Raw genomic sequence first — 16,410 nt, forward strand, 5'->3', positions numbered from 1 at the left:
GTTGGCTGCCAAGAAAAAACCTGCACCCAAGCGTGGCGCCAGCCGTTACCAAGCTCCTGCAAAGCAACCGATCCCGGGCTGGCTGTGGATGGCCATCGGCCTTACGGTCGGTGCGTTCATTGTGTTCCTGATGAAGCTGGAGCCGGGCAAGGGCAGCGATACCGTCAAGCGCGAGAAGATCGAGCAGCAAAAAGCCACCAAGATCGCCGAGGCTAACAAGACCCCGCCGAGCCCGACGCAACCGGTGAAGCCGAAGTACGACTTCTACACCTTGCTGCCGGAATCGGAAGTCATTGTGCCGCCGGACGCGGTGCCGGAGAAAACCCTGCCGACACCACAAGTGCCGGCCATTCCGACCACGCCGGTAACGCCAGCGGAAGCGGCGAAGATCGACACCGCCCGGGCTCAAGCGGCATTGGCTGGCATCACCCCGCCGCCAGCGCCGCCCGTGGCGAAAGCTGCGCCGGTGACCAAGTTCTTCCTGCAGGCCGGTTCGTTCCGCAAGGAAGCCGATGCCGACAAGGTGCGTGCGCAGATCATCCTGCTGGGTCAGGCCGTGGCGGTTGAATCCGGTACTGTAAAGGACGAGACATGGTATCGGGTGCTGGTCGGCCCGTTCAGCAACCGCGAACAGCTGACCACCGCCCAGAAGCAACTGGCTGGCAGCGGTTTCAGCAACCTGCTGTTACAACAACGCCAAAGCCGCTGACCTTCCGCTGATCGTTCCCACGCTCTGCGTGGGAACGCCTCAAGGGACGCTCCGCGTTCCAGCTTTAGAAAGGGACGCGGAGCGTCCCGGGCTGCATCCCACGCAGAGCGTGGGAACGATCAATACGCGCACCGCTCGTCCCCCACCGCGTCCTACAGTTGAAAAACGCTCCACCACCCCCATATGAGTTGGCATAAGGCATTTTCGCCCCGCTGCGTGGAGACTCTCCCTTGACCACCATCGTTTCAGTTCGCCGCCACGGCAAAGTCGTCATGGGCGGCGACGGCCAGGTTTCGCTCGGCAATACCGTGATGAAAGGCAATGCGAAAAAAGTTCGCCGCCTTTACCACGGCCAGGTTATCGCCGGTTTTGCCGGGGCCACCGCTGACGCCTTCACCCTCTTCGAGCGTTTCGAAGGCCAGCTTGAGAAACATCAGGGTCACCTGGTTCGCGCCGCCGTCGAACTCGCCAAAGAATGGCGCACCGACCGCTCCCTCAGCCGCCTCGAAGCCATGCTCGCGGTCGCCAACAAAGATGCCTCCCTGATCATCACCGGCAACGGTGACGTGGTTGAGCCCGAAGAAGGCCTGATCGCCATGGGTTCCGGCGGCGGCTACGCCCAGGCTGCGGCCAGCGCGCTGCTGAAGAAAACCGACCTGTCGGCCCGGGAAATCGTCGAAACCGCCCTGGGCATCGCTGGCGACATCTGCGTGTTCACCAACCACAACATCACCATCGAGGAGCAGGATCTCGCTGAGTAAGCTGTGTTGGCCATCGCGCCACGGCTCGCTTTTGCTTGAGGACCGCCAATTACTATGCCCATGACCCCCCGTGAAATCGTCCACGAACTCAATCGCCATATCATCGGCCAGGACGATGCCAAACGCGCCGTCGCCATTGCCTTGCGCAACCGCTGGCGCCGGATGCAGCTGCCCGAAGAGCTGCGCGTCGAAGTCACCCCCAAGAACATCCTGATGATCGGCCCGACCGGTGTCGGCAAAACCGAGATCGCCCGTCGCCTGGCCAAGCTCGCCAACGCGCCGTTCATCAAAGTCGAAGCGACCAAGTTCACCGAAGTGGGCTACGTCGGCCGCGACGTCGAATCGATCATTCGTGATCTGGCCGATGCCGCGATCAAACTGCTGCGCGAACAGGAAATGACCAAGGTTCGCCACCGCGCCGAAGACGCCGCCGAAGAGCGCATCCTCGACGCCTTGCTGCCACCGGCACGCATGGGTTTCAGCAACGAGGACTCCGCACCGTCGGCCGATTCCAACACTCGTCAGCTGTTCCGCAAACGCCTGCGTGAAGGTCAGCTGGATGACAAGGAGATCGAAATCGAAGTCGCCGAAATCACCGGCGTCGATATCTCCGCGCCACCGGGCATGGAAGAAATGACCAACCAGTTGCAGAGCCTGTTCGCCAACATGGGCAAGGGCAAGCGCAAAAACCGCAAGCTCAAGGTCAAGGAAGCGCTGAAACTGGTTCGCGACGAAGAAGCCGGTCGTCTGGTCAACGAAGAAGAATTGAAGGCCAAGGCCCTGGAAGCCGTTGAGCAGCACGGCATCGTTTTCATCGACGAAATCGACAAGGTCGCCAAGCGCGGCAATACCGGTGGCGTCGACGTGTCCCGTGAAGGCGTACAGCGCGACTTGCTGCCGTTGATCGAAGGCTGCACTGTCAACACCAAGCTGGGCATGGTCAAGACCGACCACATCCTGTTCATCGCTTCCGGTGCGTTCCACCTGAGCAAGCCGAGTGATCTGGTGCCCGAGCTGCAAGGCCGTCTGCCGATTCGGGTCGAACTCAAGGCCCTGAGCCCGGAAGATTTCGAGCGCATCCTCAGCGAACCCCATGCATCGCTCACCGAGCAATATTGTGCACTGCTGAAAACCGAAGGGCTGCTGATCGAGTTCCAGCCAAGCGGCATCAAGCGTATCGCCGAGATCGCCTGGCAGGTCAACGAGAAGACCGAGAACATCGGCGCCCGTCGTCTGCATACCCTGCTCGAGCGCCTGCTCGAAGAGGTGTCGTTCAGCGCCGGTGATCTGGCCAGCACTCACGAGGACAAGCCGATCCTGATCGATGCCGACTACGTCAACAGCCACTTGGGCGAATTGGCGCAGAACGAAGACCTGTCCCGTTATATCCTGTAGGTCACATTCTGTGTGAGCGGGCTTCTGTGGCGAGGGAGCTTGCTCCCGCTGGGTCGCGAAGCGGCCCCAAAACTCAGTGAATGCGGTCTGCCAGACAGACCCCATTCGCCGAATTTACGGCTGCTGCGCAGCCGAGCGGGAGCAAGCTCCCTCGCCACAGGTCACCCGTCGACACAGGGCCTCCATACAGACGGAAGACCGGCCCCATGACGACCCAACTCCCCACCGACATCAAACTCCACAAAGCCTCGAAAACCCTGACGCTCAAATACGCGTCCGGCGAGGAATATCACCTGAGCGCCGAGTTCCTTCGCGTGCACTCTCCTTCCGCTGAAGTCCAGGGCCACGGCAAACCTATCCTGCAATTTGGCAAGATCGGCGTCGGCCTGAGCAAAGTCGAACCGGCCGGTCAGTACGCACTGAAATTGACCTTCGACGACGGACACGACAGCGGCTTGTTCACCTGGGAATATCTGTACCAGCTGGCAGTGCGCCAAGAAGATCTCTGGAATGATTATCTTGCGGAACTCAAAGCGGCTGGAAAGACCCGCGACCCGAATGAGTCGGTCGTCAAGCTGATGCTCTAGGTCAGACCTCTGGCTCTTTAGAGGGCATTTTCTAATTTCATCTGTTTGAATGCTTCGCTGCGGTGTCAACGATTGGTCCGCTTGCGAAAAAAATTAAACTCGGGTAACCAATGGAACTGGCAAGTTCCGTGCATTTGTAGCGATGCGCAATTAACGGTCACCCGAGCAGTAGTACCTGGCATTTGTTGTGTGACTACACAGCTAGACTCAGGTACTCGTCTCAGGACAATGGAGCGTCGTAGATGAGTAACAAGCTTAACGATGACTTGAAATTTCAGGCTTCGGAAAACACCTTGGGGCTGAATCCTGTTGTTGGACTACGCAGAAAGGATCTCTTGGGCTCTGCCCGCATGGTGCTGAGCCAGGCCATCAGGCAGCCCATCCACAGTGCCAGGCATGTCGCCCATTTCGGCATCGAGCTCAAGAATGTGCTGCTCGGAAAATCCGAGCTTCAACCACAAAGTGATGACCGTCGCTTCCTTGACCCGGCGTGGAGTCAGAACCCGCTCTACAAACGTTATTTGCAAACTTATCTGGCATGGCGCAAAGAGCTTCACGCCTGGATCGATGACAGCAACCTCTCGCCCAAGGACGTCGCTCGCGGGCATTTCGTGATCAACCTCATGACCGAAGCCATGGCCCCGACCAATACGGCGGCCAACCCGGCGGCGGTCAAACGTTTCTTCGAAACCGGTGGCAAGAGCCTGCTCGACGGTCTCTCCCATCTGGCCAAGGATCTGGTGCACAACGGCGGCATGCCGAGCCAGGTCAACATGGGTGCATTCGAAGTCGGCAAGAGCCTGGGCGTGACCGAAGGCGCAGTGGTGTTTCGCAACGATGTGCTGGAGTTGATCCAGTACCGACCGATCACCGAGCAGGTGCATGAACGCCCACTGCTGGTGGTGCCGCCACAGATCAACAAGTTCTACGTTTTCGACCTGAGCCCGGACAAGAGCCTGGCGCGCTTCTGCCTGCGCAACAACGTGCAGACGTTCATCGTCAGCTGGCGTAACCCGACCAAGGAGCAGCGCGAGTGGGGTCTGTCGACCTACATCGAAGCGCTCAAGGAAGCGGTCGATGTCGTCACCGCGATCACTGGCAGCAAAGACGTGAACATGCTCGGCGCCTGCTCCGGCGGCATCACCTGCACCGCACTGCTGGGTCATTACGCAGCGATCGGTGAGAAGAAGGTCAACGCCCTCACCTTGCTGGTCAGCGTGCTGGACACCACCCTGGACAGCGATGTGGCCCTGTTCGTCGACGAGCAGACCCTCGAAGCCGCCAAGCGCCATTCCTACCAGGCCGGTGTACTGGAAGGTCGCGACATGGCGAAAGTCTTCGCCTGGATGCGCCCCAACGACCTGATCTGGAACTACTGGGTCAACAACTACCTGCTGGGTAATGAGCCGCCGGTTTTCGACATTCTGTTCTGGAACAATGACACCACCCGGTTGCCGGCGGCGTTCCATGGCGACCTGATCGAGATGTTCAAAAACAACCCACTGATCCGTCCCGACGCCCTGGAAGTGTGCGGCACACCGATCGACCTCAAACAGGTGACTGCCGACATCTTTTCCCTGGCCGGCACCAACGATCACATCACCCCGTGGAAGTCCTGCTACAAGTCGGCACAACTGTTCGGCGGCAAAGTCGAGTTCGTGCTGTCCAGCAGCGGGCATATCCAGAGCATTCTGAACCCGCCGGGCAATCCGAAAGCACGCTACATGACCAGCACCGACATGCCGGCCAAGGCTGAGGAGTGGATGGAAAACTCCACCAAGCACACCGACTCCTGGTGGTTGCATTGGCAGGCGTGGCAGGCCGAGCGCTCGGGCAAACTGAAAAAATCCCCCGCCAACCTTGGCAATAAGACCTATCCAGCGGGTGAAGCTTCGCCGGGCACTTACGTGCATGAACGTTGAGTTTCAAATGACTCGCAGTCCGCGGCACTGGGAGGTGCCGCGATCTCTATCGATTACTCTCGAGGCCAGCCTCGAACATTCTGCGACGGCCCGGGACGGCTCGATCAGCGTTTAAAACCTACAGGGCTCTGTGCATGCCGCAACCGTTCGTCTTTCGTACCGTCAACCTGGATGGCCAGACCCTCCGCACTGCGGTACGCCCCGGCAAGCCTCACTTGACGCCCTTGCTGATTTTCAACGGCATCGGCGCCAACCTGGAGCTGATATTCCCGTTCGTCCAGGCTCTGGATCCGGACCTGGAAGTCATCGCCTTCGACGTACCCGGCGTCGGCGGCTCATCGACTCCCACCCGCCCGTATCGCTTTTCGGGCCTGGCGAAACTCACGGCTCGAATGCTCGACTATCTCGATTACGGGCAAGTCAATGTGATCGGCGTGTCATGGGGTGGCGCCCTGGCGCAACAATTTGCCTATGACTATCCCGAGCGCTGCAAGAAGCTGGTGCTGGCAGCTACAGCGGCCGGCACAGTGATGGTGCCGGGCAAGCCGAAAGTGTTGTGGATGATGGCCAGCCCACGGCGCTACATCCAGCCATCCCATGTGATCCGGATTGCACCGATGATATATGGCGGCTCGTTCCGTCGCGATCCGACCCTGGCAGCCAGTCACGCCGCCAGGGTCCGTTCGGCAGGCAAACTCGGTTATTACTGGCAGCTGTTCGCCGGGCTCGGCTGGACCAGCATTCACTGGCTGCACAAGATCAACCAGCCAACTCTGGTGCTGGCCGGCGACGACGATCCACTGATCCCGCTGATCAACATGCGCATGTTGGCTTGGCGAATTCCAAATGCCCAATTGCACATCATCGATGACGGCCATCTGTTTTTGATTACCCGTGCCGAAGCGGTGGCACCGATCATCATGAAGTTTCTTGAAGAGGAACGTCAGCGCGCAGTCATGCATCCGCATCCGGCGCCATCGGGCGGTTAACCGACTCCGGCTTTTGTTTATGAAAAGGAGTCGCCAGGAGGCCGTGCCGCGCAACAACCCGCAACAACGTCTATGGTGTTTTGTTCGGGTGTGTTTGTTTTTGGCCTGATGACGAAGGAGTGTTAACTCATGCGCGACAAACCAGCGAAGGGCTCTTTGCCCACTCCCGCTGCATTCATCAATGCTCAGAGTGCGATTACCGGTCTGCGCGGCCGGGATTTGCTTTCGACCTTGCGCAGCCTGGCCACCCACGGCCTGCGCAACCCGGTGTATACGGCCCGGCATGCCTTGAAGCTGGGCCGCCAGTTGGGCCGTGTCCTGTTGGGTGAAACCCTGCACCCGACCAACCCGCAGGACAGTCGCTTTACCGACCCGACGTGGAGTCTCAATCCTTTTTATCGCCGCAGCCTGCAGGCCTATCTGAGCTGGCAGAAAGAAGTCAAAAGCTGGATTGATGAAAGCAACATGAGCCCGGATGATCGTGCCCGCGCCCACTTCGCCTTTGCCTTGATCAACGACGCCGTGGCGCCGTCCAACACCCTGCTCAATCCGCTGGCGATCAAGGAACTCTTCAACTCCGGCGGCAGCAGCCTGGTCCGGGGCATTGGCCATTTGCTCGACGACCTTCTGCACAACGACGGCCTTCCAAGACAAGTCACCAAACAAGCATTCGAGGTGGGCAAAACGGTCGCCACCACCACCGGCTCCGTGGTGTTTCGCAATGAGCTGCTGGAGCTGATCCAGTACAAGCCGATGAGCGAAAAACAGTATTCCAAACCCTTGCTGATCGTGCCGCCACAGATCAACAAGTACTACATTTTCGATTTGAGCCCCAACAACAGCTTCGTCCAGTACGCCCTTAAAAACGGTTTGCAGACCTTCATTATCAGCTGGCGCAATCCCGATGTGCGTCATCGCGAATGGGGGTTGTCGTCTTACGTCGAAGCCGTAGAAGAAGCGATGAATGTGTGCCGGGCGATCACCGGCGCTCGCGAGGTCAACCTGATGGGGGCCTGTGCCGGCGGGCTGACCATCGCTGCGCTGCAAGGGCATTTGCAGGCCAAGCGGCAGCTGCGACGGGTGTCCAGCGCGACCTACCTGGTCAGCATGCTCGACAGCCAGATAGACAGCCCGGCCACCCTCTTCGCCGACGAACAGACGCTGGAAGCGGCCAAGCGCCGCTCATATCAGAAGGGCGTTCTGGAAGGTCGCGACATGGCCAGGGTGTTTGCCTGGATGCGTCCCAACGATTTGATCTGGAATTACTTCGTCAATAACTACCTGCTCGGCAAGGAGCCGCCGGCGTTCGACATCCTCTACTGGAACAATGACAACACGCGCCTGCCGGCGGCGTTTCATGGCGACCTGCTGGATTTCTTCAAGCACAACCCGCTGAATCATCCGGGCGGGCTGGAAGTGTGCGGCACACCGATCGACCTGCAAAAAGTTACCGTCGACAGTTTCAGTGTGGCGGGCATAAACGATCACATCACCCCGTGGGATGCAGTGTATCGCTCGACCTTGCTGCTGGGTGGTGAGCGGCGCTTCGTATTGTCCAACAGCGGTCATGTGCAGAGCATTCTCAACCCGCCCAATAATCCGAAAGCCAACTACGTCGAGAATCCGAAACTGAGCAGCGACCCGCGGGCCTGGTATTACGACGCCAAACGCGTCGACGGTAGCTGGTGGACGCAATGGCTGAGCTGGATTCAGGAACGCTCCGGCGCACAACGCGAAACCCAGATGGCCCTCGGCAACCAGAACTATCCACCGATGGAGGCAGCACCCGGTACTTACGTGCGCGTGCGCTGACGTTCAACGAACCACGGCCGTCAATGGCCGTGGTATGACTCGACCATTAAGAAGACTGGATGAAAACCCGCGACCGGATTCTCGAATGTGCCCTGCAGTTGTTCAACCAGAAGGGCGAGCCGAATGTGTCCACCATGGAAGTGGCCAACGAAATGGGCATCAGCCCAGGCAACCTCTACTACCACTTTCACGGCAAGGAGCCGCTGATCCTCGGGCTGTTCGAGCGTTTCCAGGCCGAATTGACGCCCTTGCTCGACCCACCGTCCGATGTGGAATTGGCGCCCGAAGATTACTGGCTGTTTCTGCACCTGATCATCGAACGCCTGGCCCATTACCGGTTTCTATTCCAGGACCTGTCGAACCTTGCCGGCCGCCTGCCGAAACTGGCCAAGGGGATACGCAACCTGCTCAATGCGTTGAAGCGCACACTGGCTTCATTGCTCGCACAGTTGAAAGCTCAAGGTCAGTTGGTCAGTGACACCCAGGCGTTGGGGCAGTTGGTGGAACAAATCACCATGACGTTACTGTTCTCGCTGGACTATCAGCGGATTCTCGACCGTGAAGGTGAAGTGAGGCTGGTGGTGTATCAGATCATGATGCTGGTGGCGCCACACTTATTGCCACCGGTGAAAGTCGCGACCGAGCGGTTGGCGTTGCAGTACCTCGAAGAGCAACACTAATCCTGTGGGAGCGGGCTTGCCCGCGATAGCGGTAGTCCATTCGACATCATTGTTGCCTGACCAGACGCCATCGCGGGCAAGCCCGCTTGTGTCTTGCGCAGGACTTAGACTGAGGATGAGAGCGGTGAGTGGCAAGCTGAACGCCCGGAGTGCTAGCAGCACGTGTGGGAGCCCATGCTGCCATTCACCTCTCCACTCTGGTTATTGAGCCCGAACAGTTGAACGAGCCGACCTCGAACATTACAAGCGTGGAGCCCAACCAGAGCGCTCTCATTTATGAGTGTAAGAGGGTTTAGCCATGTTTTCCTGCGCAGGCATTGATGTTTCCAAAGACAGTCTGGAAGTCTGGATTAATTCGCAAGGCATTGGTGCGAGTTTTCCGAACAGCGCCAGTGGTTTCCCGGTGCTGATTGATTGGTTAAAAGGCTTCGAAGTCACCCGCGTGTTACTGGAAGCCACCGGTGGCTACGAGCGGGGGCCCATGAAGGTGCTTCAAAGGGGCGGCTTTGACGTCTTACGAATCAATCCTCGTCGGGCGAAAGATTTTGCCAAGGCAATGGGTTATCGCGCTAAAACAGACGCGATAGATGCGCGGCTTCTCGCCGAATTTGCAACGATTATAAAGGACGCCGATAGCCGTATCACCAGCGCCGAACAGGACAATTTGCGTGCGCTGGTACAGCAACGCGAAAACTTTGTTCAGCAGCAAAGTGACGACAGGCGGCGTATCAAAACGGCTTCTGTCGACTCGATAAAACCCTTGTTGCAAAGCCATATCGACTATTTAGATCAGGCAATAAAGTCGATAGAACAGCTGATCTGCCAAAGCGCCAAAGACCTGGACAGTGAAAAAATTGCCCGCTTGCGCTCGGTTAAGGGACTAGGGCTCGTGACCGCAGCCAGCATCATGGCCTACCTGCCTGAGCTGGGAGAGGTTGGACGGCACGAGATCGCAGCACTGGCAGGGATCGCCCCTTACAACGACGACAGCGGCAACCACGAAGGGCCTCGTCATATAAGCGGTGGCCGATTTGCCGTGCGACGTGCGATGTACATGGCCAGTTGGGCTGTGATTTTGCGACAACCCGAGTTCAAAGCCCGATATGACGCGCTTCGCCTGAGAGGTAAATGCGCGAAAGTGGCGCTGATCGCCTGCATGCGGGTGTTGTTGATAAGGCTGAACGCGATGATCCGTGACCAAACTGAGTGGAGAGAGCAGGCAGCCTAAACAGACTGCTTGCTCATTTGGGAAATCACATGGTTTGAGACTGTGGAAGTTCGGCTGCCCTTTGATCAAACTTCAAAATAAAAGACATCAAGACAGTTGCTCCCACATTGGATTTGTGGTGTTTTCTAGAATCCATGCACAAACAAAAACGCCCGACCTTCGCAGGCCGGGCGTGATCGTTCCCATGCTCCGCGTGGGAATGCAGCCGGTGACGCTCTGCGTCACTGCCGCAATGGACGCGGAGCGTCCGGTGAGGCATTCCCACGCGGAGCGTGGGAACGATCATCAGGACTGACTGGTTGGCGTCGATGGAGCCGGCGCGGCAGTCGGGGTTACAGCAGGGGTCGGTGCAGTGGCGGAGTTCGCCGTGCTGACCGGGGTTACCGGCTTGGCGGCAGCCGCTGCTGGTTTCGGTGCAGCCACTTTCGGGGCGGCCGGTTTTTTCACTGCTGGCTTCTTCGCTGCAGCGGGTTTGGCTGCTGCGGTTTTAGCTGCAGGTTTGGCCGCCGGTTTTGCGGCTGGTTTTGCGGCAGGTTTTACGGCTGCTTTGGCTGCAGGTTTCGCCGCGGCAGTTTTGGTTGCCGGTTTAGCGGCAGCCTTGGCCAATGGTTTGGCTACGCTTTTGGCTGCTGGTTTGGCCGCTGGTTTGGCTGCCGCGGTTTTCGCCGCAACAGGCGCAACCTTGGCACCGGTGAGTTTTTCGATTTGCTTGGTCAGGGTATCGACCTTGCTGTGCAGTGCCTTGACCTCATTGCGGCTCGGTACACCCAGGCGCGAAATAGCGCTGTTCAGACGCTTGTCGAAAGCCCCTTCCAGCTCATCCCATTTGCCCAGTGCGCGATCTTTCACGCCGCTGATGCGCGACTTGGCCGACGAAGCGGAGTCCTTGGCGGCATCGACTTTTTTGCCGACAGCGCTCTTGGTGAGCTTCTCGGCTTTCTCGCCGTCCTTGACCAATGCATCGAAGAGCTTGCTGCCGTCAGTGTCAATCTTCGAGTACACGCCTAAACCAGCCAGCCAGATCTTGCGGGAGTAGTCTTCGACCTTCCCGATCCACGAGCTGCCTTCTTTTTCAGTATTCTTTTTACCAGCCATCCCGTTCTCCTTAAGATTTACGCGCGACACGTTCGAGCAATGCCGTCAGCTCATCGAGCTTAGCAGAGAGTGTCTCAACGTCATGTTTAGACGGAATGCCGATACGATTCAAGGCACTTGCGATACGTGTATCGAAAGCCCTTTCGACTTTGTCGAGTTGAAGTTCGACTTTGCCTTTGAAAGTGCTCACTTCACTCTTGGCTTCATCGATCTCGGCATTGGCCGCTTCAAGTTTTTCAGTGACGACTTTTTTACCTTTCTTTTCAACAGCTTGACCAGCCTTGATCAGCTCTTGAACGTACTCGCTACCCTCTTGGCCGACCTTGGTGTAAGCACCCAGACCAGCGAGCCAGATCTTGCGGGCATACGATTTGACGTCGCCCAGGGCGTTAGTTTCAACGTCGACTTTTTTCTTCAAAATAACTTTGGCCATGGTGCACCTCACGCGCAGAAGGGTCGAGGAACTGCCCGCAGAGAGTCGGGCTCAGGCACAAAGTAGTGAGAATAATTAGAAACGGCACCCTAACAACTGACATAAACAAGTAGGTACGCCGCCGAACCTGTGGGAGCGGGCTTGCCCGCGAAGAGGCCTGTACATCCGCAATATCTCCTGCGGCAGGAATATCGTCTTCGCGGGCAAGCCCGCTCCCACAGGGTTCTCATTCCACAGAAAGAAATGGATCAGGCCAGTGCTTTATCCAGAGCCCTTTCGATTTCCGATTTGATGGTGCCGCTCATGGCGGACATCAACAGGCCCAGCTCGACATCGACCTTGATCGAGTCTTCGCCCACATGCACCGCGCCTTTCACACCGGAACGCTTGAGGTTCAAGGTATCGCCGGACCACTGCGGCTCCAGGCCATATTGTTCGGACAGTTTCTGCGCCAACTTGTCGGCCTTCTCGCGGGCCGCTTCCTTACCCAGGCCGTGGGCACGCTCAACACTAATACGGGCCATCGAATGACTCCTGCTTTATCGTGACTTGCTCAAGACATCTTGACCCTGCATGCGTCAAAACGTCCCGGTAGTTGCCTATCTTACCTTCAGCCTTGCCAAGACAAAGCAGGCCACCGGGATTAGAATGTCCCGCATTCTCTTTTGGTGACAGCGATATGACTGATCAGCGCAAAGGCAGCGATGCCGAACCCACCACTCACTTCGGCTTCAAAAACGTTCCGGAAAGCCAGAAAGCGGAAAAAGTCGCTGAAGTTTTCCACTCGGTAGCCGCCAAGTACGACCTGATGAACGACCTCCTGTCGGGCGGCATGCACCGTCTGTGGAAGCGTTTCGCGATCGAGCTGTCGGGCGTGCGTACCGGTAACCGCGTGCTGGACATCGCCGGCGGCACTGGAGACCTGACCCGCAAGTTCTCGCACCTTGTAGGACCTACCGGTCAGGTAGTGTTGGCCGACATCAACGAATCCATGCTCAAGGTCGGTCGTGACCGCCTGCTGGACCTGGGTGTGTCCGGCAACGTCGAATTCGTCCAGGCCGATGCTGAAAAGCTGCCGTTTCCGGACAACCATTTCGATTGCGTGACCATCGCTTTCGGTCTGCGCAACGTGACGCATAAAGAAGACGCCCTGCGCTCGATGCTGCGTGTGCTGAAACCGGGCGGCCGTTTGCTGGTACTGGAGTTCTCCAAGCCGACCAACGCGCTGATGTCCAAAGCCTACGACGCCTATTCGTTCGCCTTCATGCCGTTGATGGGTAAGTTGATCACCAATGATTCGGAAAGCTATCGCTACCTGGCCGAATCGATCCGCATGCACCCGAATCAGGAAACCCTGAAGTCGATGATGGTCGAGGCCGGTTTTGACCGCGTGACCTATCACAACATGACCGCAGGCATCGTCGCCCTGCACCGCGGCATCAAGCCCTGATGTTGCTGGCCGGCCTGCTCGCCAGCGTTGAGCTTGGTCTGAACCGGGTGCTGCGTCTCGACAGCACGGCGCTGCCGCGGCTGGCGCATTTGAGTGGCAAGGTGATTGCCGTCGACTGCCGCAGCCCGGCGCTGCAAGTGTTCATCCTGCCCAGCGATGAAGGCCTGATGCTCGCCTCCCAGTGGGAAACCGGCGCCGACTGCACCTTGCGTGCACCGGCCTCAAGCCTGCTGAAACTGGCGACGAGCAAGGACAAGACTTCGGTCCTGCATGCCCCACAAGTCGAACTCGACGGCGATAGCGGCGTGCTGCTGGAACTGGCGGCGATCCTTCAGGACCTCGAACTGGACTGGGAGTACGAACTCTCACACTGGCTGGGACCTGTGACCACGCAACTGGTCGGCGGTCACCTGCGCAGCCGCGCACGCTGGTATCAGCAAGGGTTCGCCAGCCTGAACCAGAACCTGGGCGAATACCTGGCCGAAGAATCGCGCGCCCTCGTCGGTCAGCACGAAGCTGACGCCCGTTTTAATGAACTGGACCAGATCAAGCTCGATCTGGAACGACTCGAGGCGCGTTTCGAGCGCCTTTCCCGATCCCTCGACCCAAGCGATAACGCATGAAGCTGCTTGCCGTCCGCCGTTTGTTGCGCATCCAGCGCGTCGTGATCCGCTACCGCCTCGATGACTTGCTGTTCGCCCTGCCACTGCCCTGGTTTTTGCTGGCGATGCGCTACGCCTTGCCGTGGCGCTGGTTCCCGCGCAAGACGCTGGACCTGAGCCGTGGCGCGCGACTGCGCCTGGCATTGCAGGACCTGGGGCCGATTTTCATCAAGTTCGGCCAGATTCTTTCGACGCGCCGCGACCTGCTGCCCGAAGACATCGCCGATGAACTGATGAAGTTGCAGGACCGCGTACCGCCGTTCGACTCGCAGGTGTCGGTCCGACTGATCGAAGAACAGCTCGGCAAAAAAATCAGTGAAGTCTTCAGTCGTTTTGACGTCGAACCGCTGGCCTCGGCCTCGGTGGCGCAAGTGCATGCCGCGCAGCTGAAAACAGGTGAAGAAGTCGTCGTCAAAGTGATCCGCCCGGGCCTGAAACCGATCATTGCCCAGGACCTGGCGTGGCTGTTCATTCTCGCCCGCGCCGCGGAAAAACTCTCGGCCGACGCTCGCTTGCTGCACCCGGTGGACGTGGTCAGCGACTACGAAAAAACCATCTACGACGAACTCGACCTGCTGCGCGAGGCGGCTAACGCCAGCCAGCTGAAGCGCAACTTCGAAGGTTCGCCGCTGCTCTATGTGCCGCAAGTCTATTGGGACTGGTGCCGGCCGAAAGTGCTGGTGATGGAGCGCATCTACGGGATTCAGGTCACCGACCTTGCGACCCTGGCCGACCAGCGCACCGACATGAAAATGCTCGCCGAACGCGGCGTGGAGATTTTCTTCACCCAGGTGTTCCGCGACAGCTTCTTCCACGCCGACATGCACCCCGGCAACATCTTCGTCAGCACCGTGCAACCGTGGAGCCCGCAGTACATTGCGATCGACTGCGGCATCGTCGGCAGCCTGACTCCGGAAGACCAGGACTATCTGGCGCGCAACCTGTTCGCGTTCTTCAAACGTGATTATCGTCGTGTCGCGCAGTTGCACATCGATTCAGGCTGGGTGCCGGCGGCGGAAACCAAACTCAACGAATTTGAAGCGGCGATCCGCACGGTGTGCGAGCCGATCTTCGAAAAACCGTTAAAAGATATTTCCTTCGGTCAGGTGCTGATGCGTCTGTTCCAGACCGCTCGACGCTTCAACATGGAAGTGCAGCCGCAGTTGGTGTTGCTGCAAAAAACCCTGTTGAACATCGAGGGCCTGGGTCGGCAGTTGTACCCGGACCTCGATCTGTGGAACACCCGCCCAGCCGTTCCTCGAACGCTGGATGCGCGAGCGCGTCAGCCCGAAAGCCTTGATCGGCAACGTGCAGAGCCAATTCGAGCAGATCCCGCATCTGGCCAACATGGCCCGCGATCTGCTCGAGCGCATGTCCCAGCCCCACGCCAACGACCCGCAGCCCCCATGGCACAAGCGCAAGGACGACTGGTTCCTGCGTCTGCTTGGCACCGCTCATTTGGCCGGGGGTACGATACTCGCCGCCGGTGGCCCGTTGAACGAACTGGGGCACTGGCCCGCCGGAATCATGGTGGCGGTCGGCTTGTATCTGGTCGTTCGCCGATAGCCAGTTGGATCATCGACTGGCACACTGTTTGAACGCTGAATTTGAACATTGGCCTCAACTATTGAAGTAGAGCCCGCTGTCGGAGTCGAAGATGAAAAACTGGCTGGACGAGATCAAGTGGGACGCCGATGGCCTGGTACCGGCGATTGCCCAGGATCACAAGACCGGACGCGTCCTGATGATGGCCTGGATGAACCGTGAAGCACTGCAATTGACCATCACCGAGAACCGTGCCATTTACTGGTCACGTTCCCGTGGCAAGCTGTGGCGCAAGGGCGAAGAGTCCGGCCACGTGCAAACCCTGCATGAGATGCGCCTGGACTGTGACGCTGACGTGATCATCTTGATGGTCGAGCAGATCGGCGACATCGCCTGCCATACCGGCCGTCAGAGCTGCTTCTACCGTGTCTTCGAGAACGGCGACTGGAAAACCGTCGACCCGGTTCTCAAAGACCCGCACGCCATCTACTGCGCAGGACACACACATGAGTGACACCCTGACCCGTCTGGCCCAGGTGCTGGAAGAGCGCAAAGGCGCCGCTGCCGACAGCTCGTATGTCGCCAGCCTGTACCACAAGGGCTTGAACAAGATTCTGGAAAAAGTCGGCGAAGAGTCGGTCGAAACCATCATTGCCGCCAAGGATGCCGCCATCAGCGGTGACTGCAGCGATGTGATCTACGAGACCGCCGATTTGTGGTTCCACAGCATGGTCATGCTCGCCCAGCTGGGGCAGCATCCACAGGCTGTGCTCGATGAACTGGACCGTCGTTTCGGTCTGTCCGGACACGCCGAGAAAGCCTCTCGCCCGTCCGCCTGAACAACTATTAGAGAGGAACGCAACATGGGCATTTTTGACTGGAAACACTGGGTCGTCATCCTGGTTGTCGTGGTGCTGGTGTTCGGCACCAAGAAACTGAAAAACCTCGGCACTGACGTGGGCGAGTCGATCAAGGGCTTTCGTAAAGCCATGAACGACGACGAGAAACCGGCCGACCCGACAGCGACCCCGGCCCAACCGGTTCCACCTGTTCAGCCACAGACCACACAGTCCGTGAACCCGCCGCACACCATCGACGTGCAGGCGCAAAAAGTCGAAGAGCCGATCCGCAAAGACGTGTGA

General features: G+C 58.5%; 17 protein-coding genes and 1 pseudogene. 15 read left to right on the forward strand and 3 right to left on the reverse strand.

Annotated elements, in window-relative coordinates; translation table 11 throughout:
- Position 1 precedes the first annotated feature (1 nt).
- From PSH65_RS29730 to PSH65_RS29770, 9 genes are all read left to right on the forward strand, one after another.
- Entirely contained in the window at positions 2 to 709 is a 708-nt protein-coding gene (locus tag PSH65_RS29730) for an SPOR domain-containing protein (protein WP_030129222.1), read from the forward strand.
- A 230-nt stretch (positions 710 to 939) separates the two neighbouring features.
- Complete coding sequence (hslV, locus tag PSH65_RS29735; protein WP_007936812.1) at positions 940 to 1,470, forward strand: ATP-dependent protease subunit HslV; 531 nt, start codon at positions 940 to 942, stop codon at positions 1,468 to 1,470.
- A 54-nt stretch (positions 1,471 to 1,524) separates the two neighbouring features.
- Positions 1,525 to 2,865: an ATP-dependent protease ATPase subunit HslU gene (gene hslU, locus PSH65_RS29740; RefSeq protein ID WP_305424061.1), complete on the forward strand. Its 1,341-nt coding sequence runs from the start codon at positions 1,525 to 1,527 to the stop codon at positions 2,863 to 2,865.
- 206 nt (positions 2,866 to 3,071) lie between these two features.
- Positions 3,072 to 3,452 carry a DUF971 domain-containing protein gene (locus tag PSH65_RS29745; RefSeq protein ID WP_305424062.1) on the forward strand — a complete coding sequence of 127 codons (381 nt, stop codon included), beginning with the start codon at positions 3,072 to 3,074 and terminating at the stop codon, positions 3,450 to 3,452.
- 242 nt (positions 3,453 to 3,694) lie between these two features.
- The gene (gene phaC, locus PSH65_RS29750) at positions 3,695 to 5,374 is read left to right on the forward strand and encodes a class II poly(R)-hydroxyalkanoic acid synthase (protein ID WP_305424064.1); all 1,680 of its coding nucleotides are present in this window, start codon (positions 3,695 to 3,697) and stop codon (positions 5,372 to 5,374) included.
- A 134-nt stretch (positions 5,375 to 5,508) separates the two neighbouring features.
- Positions 5,509 to 6,363, forward strand: a complete 855-nt coding sequence (phaZ, locus tag PSH65_RS29755) for a poly(3-hydroxyalkanoate) depolymerase (RefSeq protein WP_305424065.1) — start codon at positions 5,509 to 5,511, stop codon at positions 6,361 to 6,363.
- A gap of 129 nt (positions 6,364 to 6,492) precedes the next feature.
- The gene (gene phaC, locus PSH65_RS29760; protein ID WP_305424066.1) at positions 6,493 to 8,175 is read left to right on the forward strand and encodes a class II poly(R)-hydroxyalkanoic acid synthase; all 1,683 of its coding nucleotides are present in this window, start codon (positions 6,493 to 6,495) and stop codon (positions 8,173 to 8,175) included.
- A 59-nt stretch (positions 8,176 to 8,234) separates the two neighbouring features.
- Positions 8,235 to 8,855, forward strand: coding sequence for a TetR/AcrR family transcriptional regulator (locus PSH65_RS29765; RefSeq protein ID WP_305424067.1), 621 nt, complete (start codon positions 8,235 to 8,237; stop codon positions 8,853 to 8,855).
- 298 nt (positions 8,856 to 9,153) lie between these two features.
- A complete protein-coding gene (locus PSH65_RS29770) occupies positions 9,154 to 10,083 on the forward strand; it encodes a transposase (RefSeq protein WP_305421584.1) in 930 nt (309 codons plus the stop codon).
- A gap of 285 nt (positions 10,084 to 10,368) precedes the next feature.
- Here the strand turns inward: PSH65_RS29770 and PSH65_RS29775 are convergent, their stop codons facing one another.
- The 3 genes from PSH65_RS29775 to PSH65_RS29785 form a co-directional block, all read right to left on the reverse strand.
- Positions 10,369 to 11,178, reverse strand: coding sequence for a phasin family protein (locus tag PSH65_RS29775; RefSeq protein ID WP_305424069.1), 810 nt, complete (start codon positions 11,176 to 11,178; stop codon positions 10,369 to 10,371).
- A gap of 10 nt (positions 11,179 to 11,188) precedes the next feature.
- Positions 11,189 to 11,611 (reverse strand): phasin family protein, encoded by a 423-nt coding sequence (locus tag PSH65_RS29780; protein ID WP_007899266.1) that lies wholly within the window; start codon positions 11,609 to 11,611, stop codon positions 11,189 to 11,191.
- 248 nt (positions 11,612 to 11,859) lie between these two features.
- The gene (locus PSH65_RS29785; protein ID WP_305424070.1) at positions 11,860 to 12,135 is read right to left on the reverse strand and encodes a polyhydroxyalkanoic acid system family protein; all 276 of its coding nucleotides are present in this window, start codon (positions 12,133 to 12,135) and stop codon (positions 11,860 to 11,862) included.
- A gap of 155 nt (positions 12,136 to 12,290) precedes the next feature.
- Between PSH65_RS29785 and ubiE the strand changes: the two genes are divergently transcribed.
- From ubiE to PSH65_RS29815, 6 genes and pseudogenes are all read left to right on the forward strand, one after another.
- Complete coding sequence (gene ubiE, locus PSH65_RS29790) at positions 12,291 to 13,061, forward strand: bifunctional demethylmenaquinone methyltransferase/2-methoxy-6-polyprenyl-1,4-benzoquinol methylase UbiE (protein WP_008005057.1); 771 nt, start codon at positions 12,291 to 12,293, stop codon at positions 13,059 to 13,061.
- The gene (locus PSH65_RS29795) at positions 13,061 to 13,684 is read left to right on the forward strand and encodes an SCP2 domain-containing protein (protein ID WP_305424071.1); all 624 of its coding nucleotides are present in this window, start codon (positions 13,061 to 13,063) and stop codon (positions 13,682 to 13,684) included. The genes ubiE and PSH65_RS29795 overlap by 1 nt, the downstream gene beginning before the upstream one ends.
- Positions 13,681 to 15,289 (forward strand): annotated as a pseudogene (gene ubiB, locus PSH65_RS29800) (ubiquinone biosynthesis regulatory protein kinase UbiB). Before PSH65_RS29795 ends, ubiB begins: the two are co-directional and overlap by 4 nt.
- A gap of 91 nt (positions 15,290 to 15,380) precedes the next feature.
- Complete coding sequence (gene hisI / locus PSH65_RS29805; protein ID WP_305424073.1) at positions 15,381 to 15,782, forward strand: phosphoribosyl-AMP cyclohydrolase; 402 nt, start codon at positions 15,381 to 15,383, stop codon at positions 15,780 to 15,782.
- Positions 15,775 to 16,107, forward strand: a complete 333-nt coding sequence (locus PSH65_RS29810; RefSeq protein WP_007899279.1) for a phosphoribosyl-ATP diphosphatase — start codon at positions 15,775 to 15,777, stop codon at positions 16,105 to 16,107. Before hisI ends, PSH65_RS29810 begins: the two co-directional genes overlap by 8 nt.
- Before the next feature lie 24 nt (positions 16,108 to 16,131).
- Positions 16,132 to 16,410 carry a twin-arginine translocase TatA/TatE family subunit gene (locus tag PSH65_RS29815; protein ID WP_007899280.1) on the forward strand — a complete coding sequence of 93 codons (279 nt, stop codon included), beginning with the start codon at positions 16,132 to 16,134 and terminating at the stop codon, positions 16,408 to 16,410.

This window comes from Pseudomonas sp. FP603 (genome assembly GCF_030687415.1).
GTDB lineage: Bacteria > Pseudomonadota > Gammaproteobacteria > Pseudomonadales > Pseudomonadaceae > Aquipseudomonas > Aquipseudomonas wuhanensis.

Bases quoted from the DNA above. Each gene is read 5' to 3' on its own strand.
- hslU (WP_305424061.1), top strand. From the start codon at position 1,525: ATGCCCATGACCCCCCGTGAAATCGTCCACGAACTCAATCGCCATATC.
- phaC (WP_305424066.1), top strand. From the start codon at position 6,493: ATGCGCGACAAACCAGCGAAGGGCTCTTTGCCCACTCCCGCTGCATTC.
- phaC (WP_305424064.1), top strand. From the start codon at position 3,695: ATGAGTAACAAGCTTAACGATGACTTGAAATTTCAGGCTTCGGAAAAC.
- PSH65_RS29770 (WP_305421584.1), top strand. From the start codon at position 9,154: ATGTTTTCCTGCGCAGGCATTGATGTTTCCAAAGACAGTCTGGAAGTC.
- ubiE (WP_008005057.1), top strand. From the start codon at position 12,291: ATGACTGATCAGCGCAAAGGCAGCGATGCCGAACCCACCACTCACTTC.
- hisI (WP_305424073.1), top strand. From the start codon at position 15,381: ATGAAAAACTGGCTGGACGAGATCAAGTGGGACGCCGATGGCCTGGTA.
- PSH65_RS29785 (WP_305424070.1), bottom strand. From the start codon at position 12,135: ATGGCCCGTATTAGTGTTGAGCGTGCCCACGGCCTGGGTAAGGAAGCG.
- PSH65_RS29795 (WP_305424071.1), top strand. From the start codon at position 13,061: ATGTTGCTGGCCGGCCTGCTCGCCAGCGTTGAGCTTGGTCTGAACCGG.
- PSH65_RS29745 (WP_305424062.1), top strand. From the start codon at position 3,072: ATGACGACCCAACTCCCCACCGACATCAAACTCCACAAAGCCTCGAAA.
- PSH65_RS29765 (WP_305424067.1), top strand. From the start codon at position 8,235: ATGAAAACCCGCGACCGGATTCTCGAATGTGCCCTGCAGTTGTTCAAC.
- PSH65_RS29775 (WP_305424069.1), bottom strand. From the start codon at position 11,178: ATGGCTGGTAAAAAGAATACTGAAAAAGAAGGCAGCTCGTGGATCGGG.
- PSH65_RS29815 (WP_007899280.1), top strand. From the start codon at position 16,132: ATGGGCATTTTTGACTGGAAACACTGGGTCGTCATCCTGGTTGTCGTG.
- phaZ (WP_305424065.1), top strand. From the start codon at position 5,509: ATGCCGCAACCGTTCGTCTTTCGTACCGTCAACCTGGATGGCCAGACC.
- PSH65_RS29780 (WP_007899266.1), bottom strand. From the start codon at position 11,611: ATGGCCAAAGTTATTTTGAAGAAAAAAGTCGACGTTGAAACTAACGCC.
- PSH65_RS29810 (WP_007899279.1), top strand. From the start codon at position 15,775: ATGAGTGACACCCTGACCCGTCTGGCCCAGGTGCTGGAAGAGCGCAAA.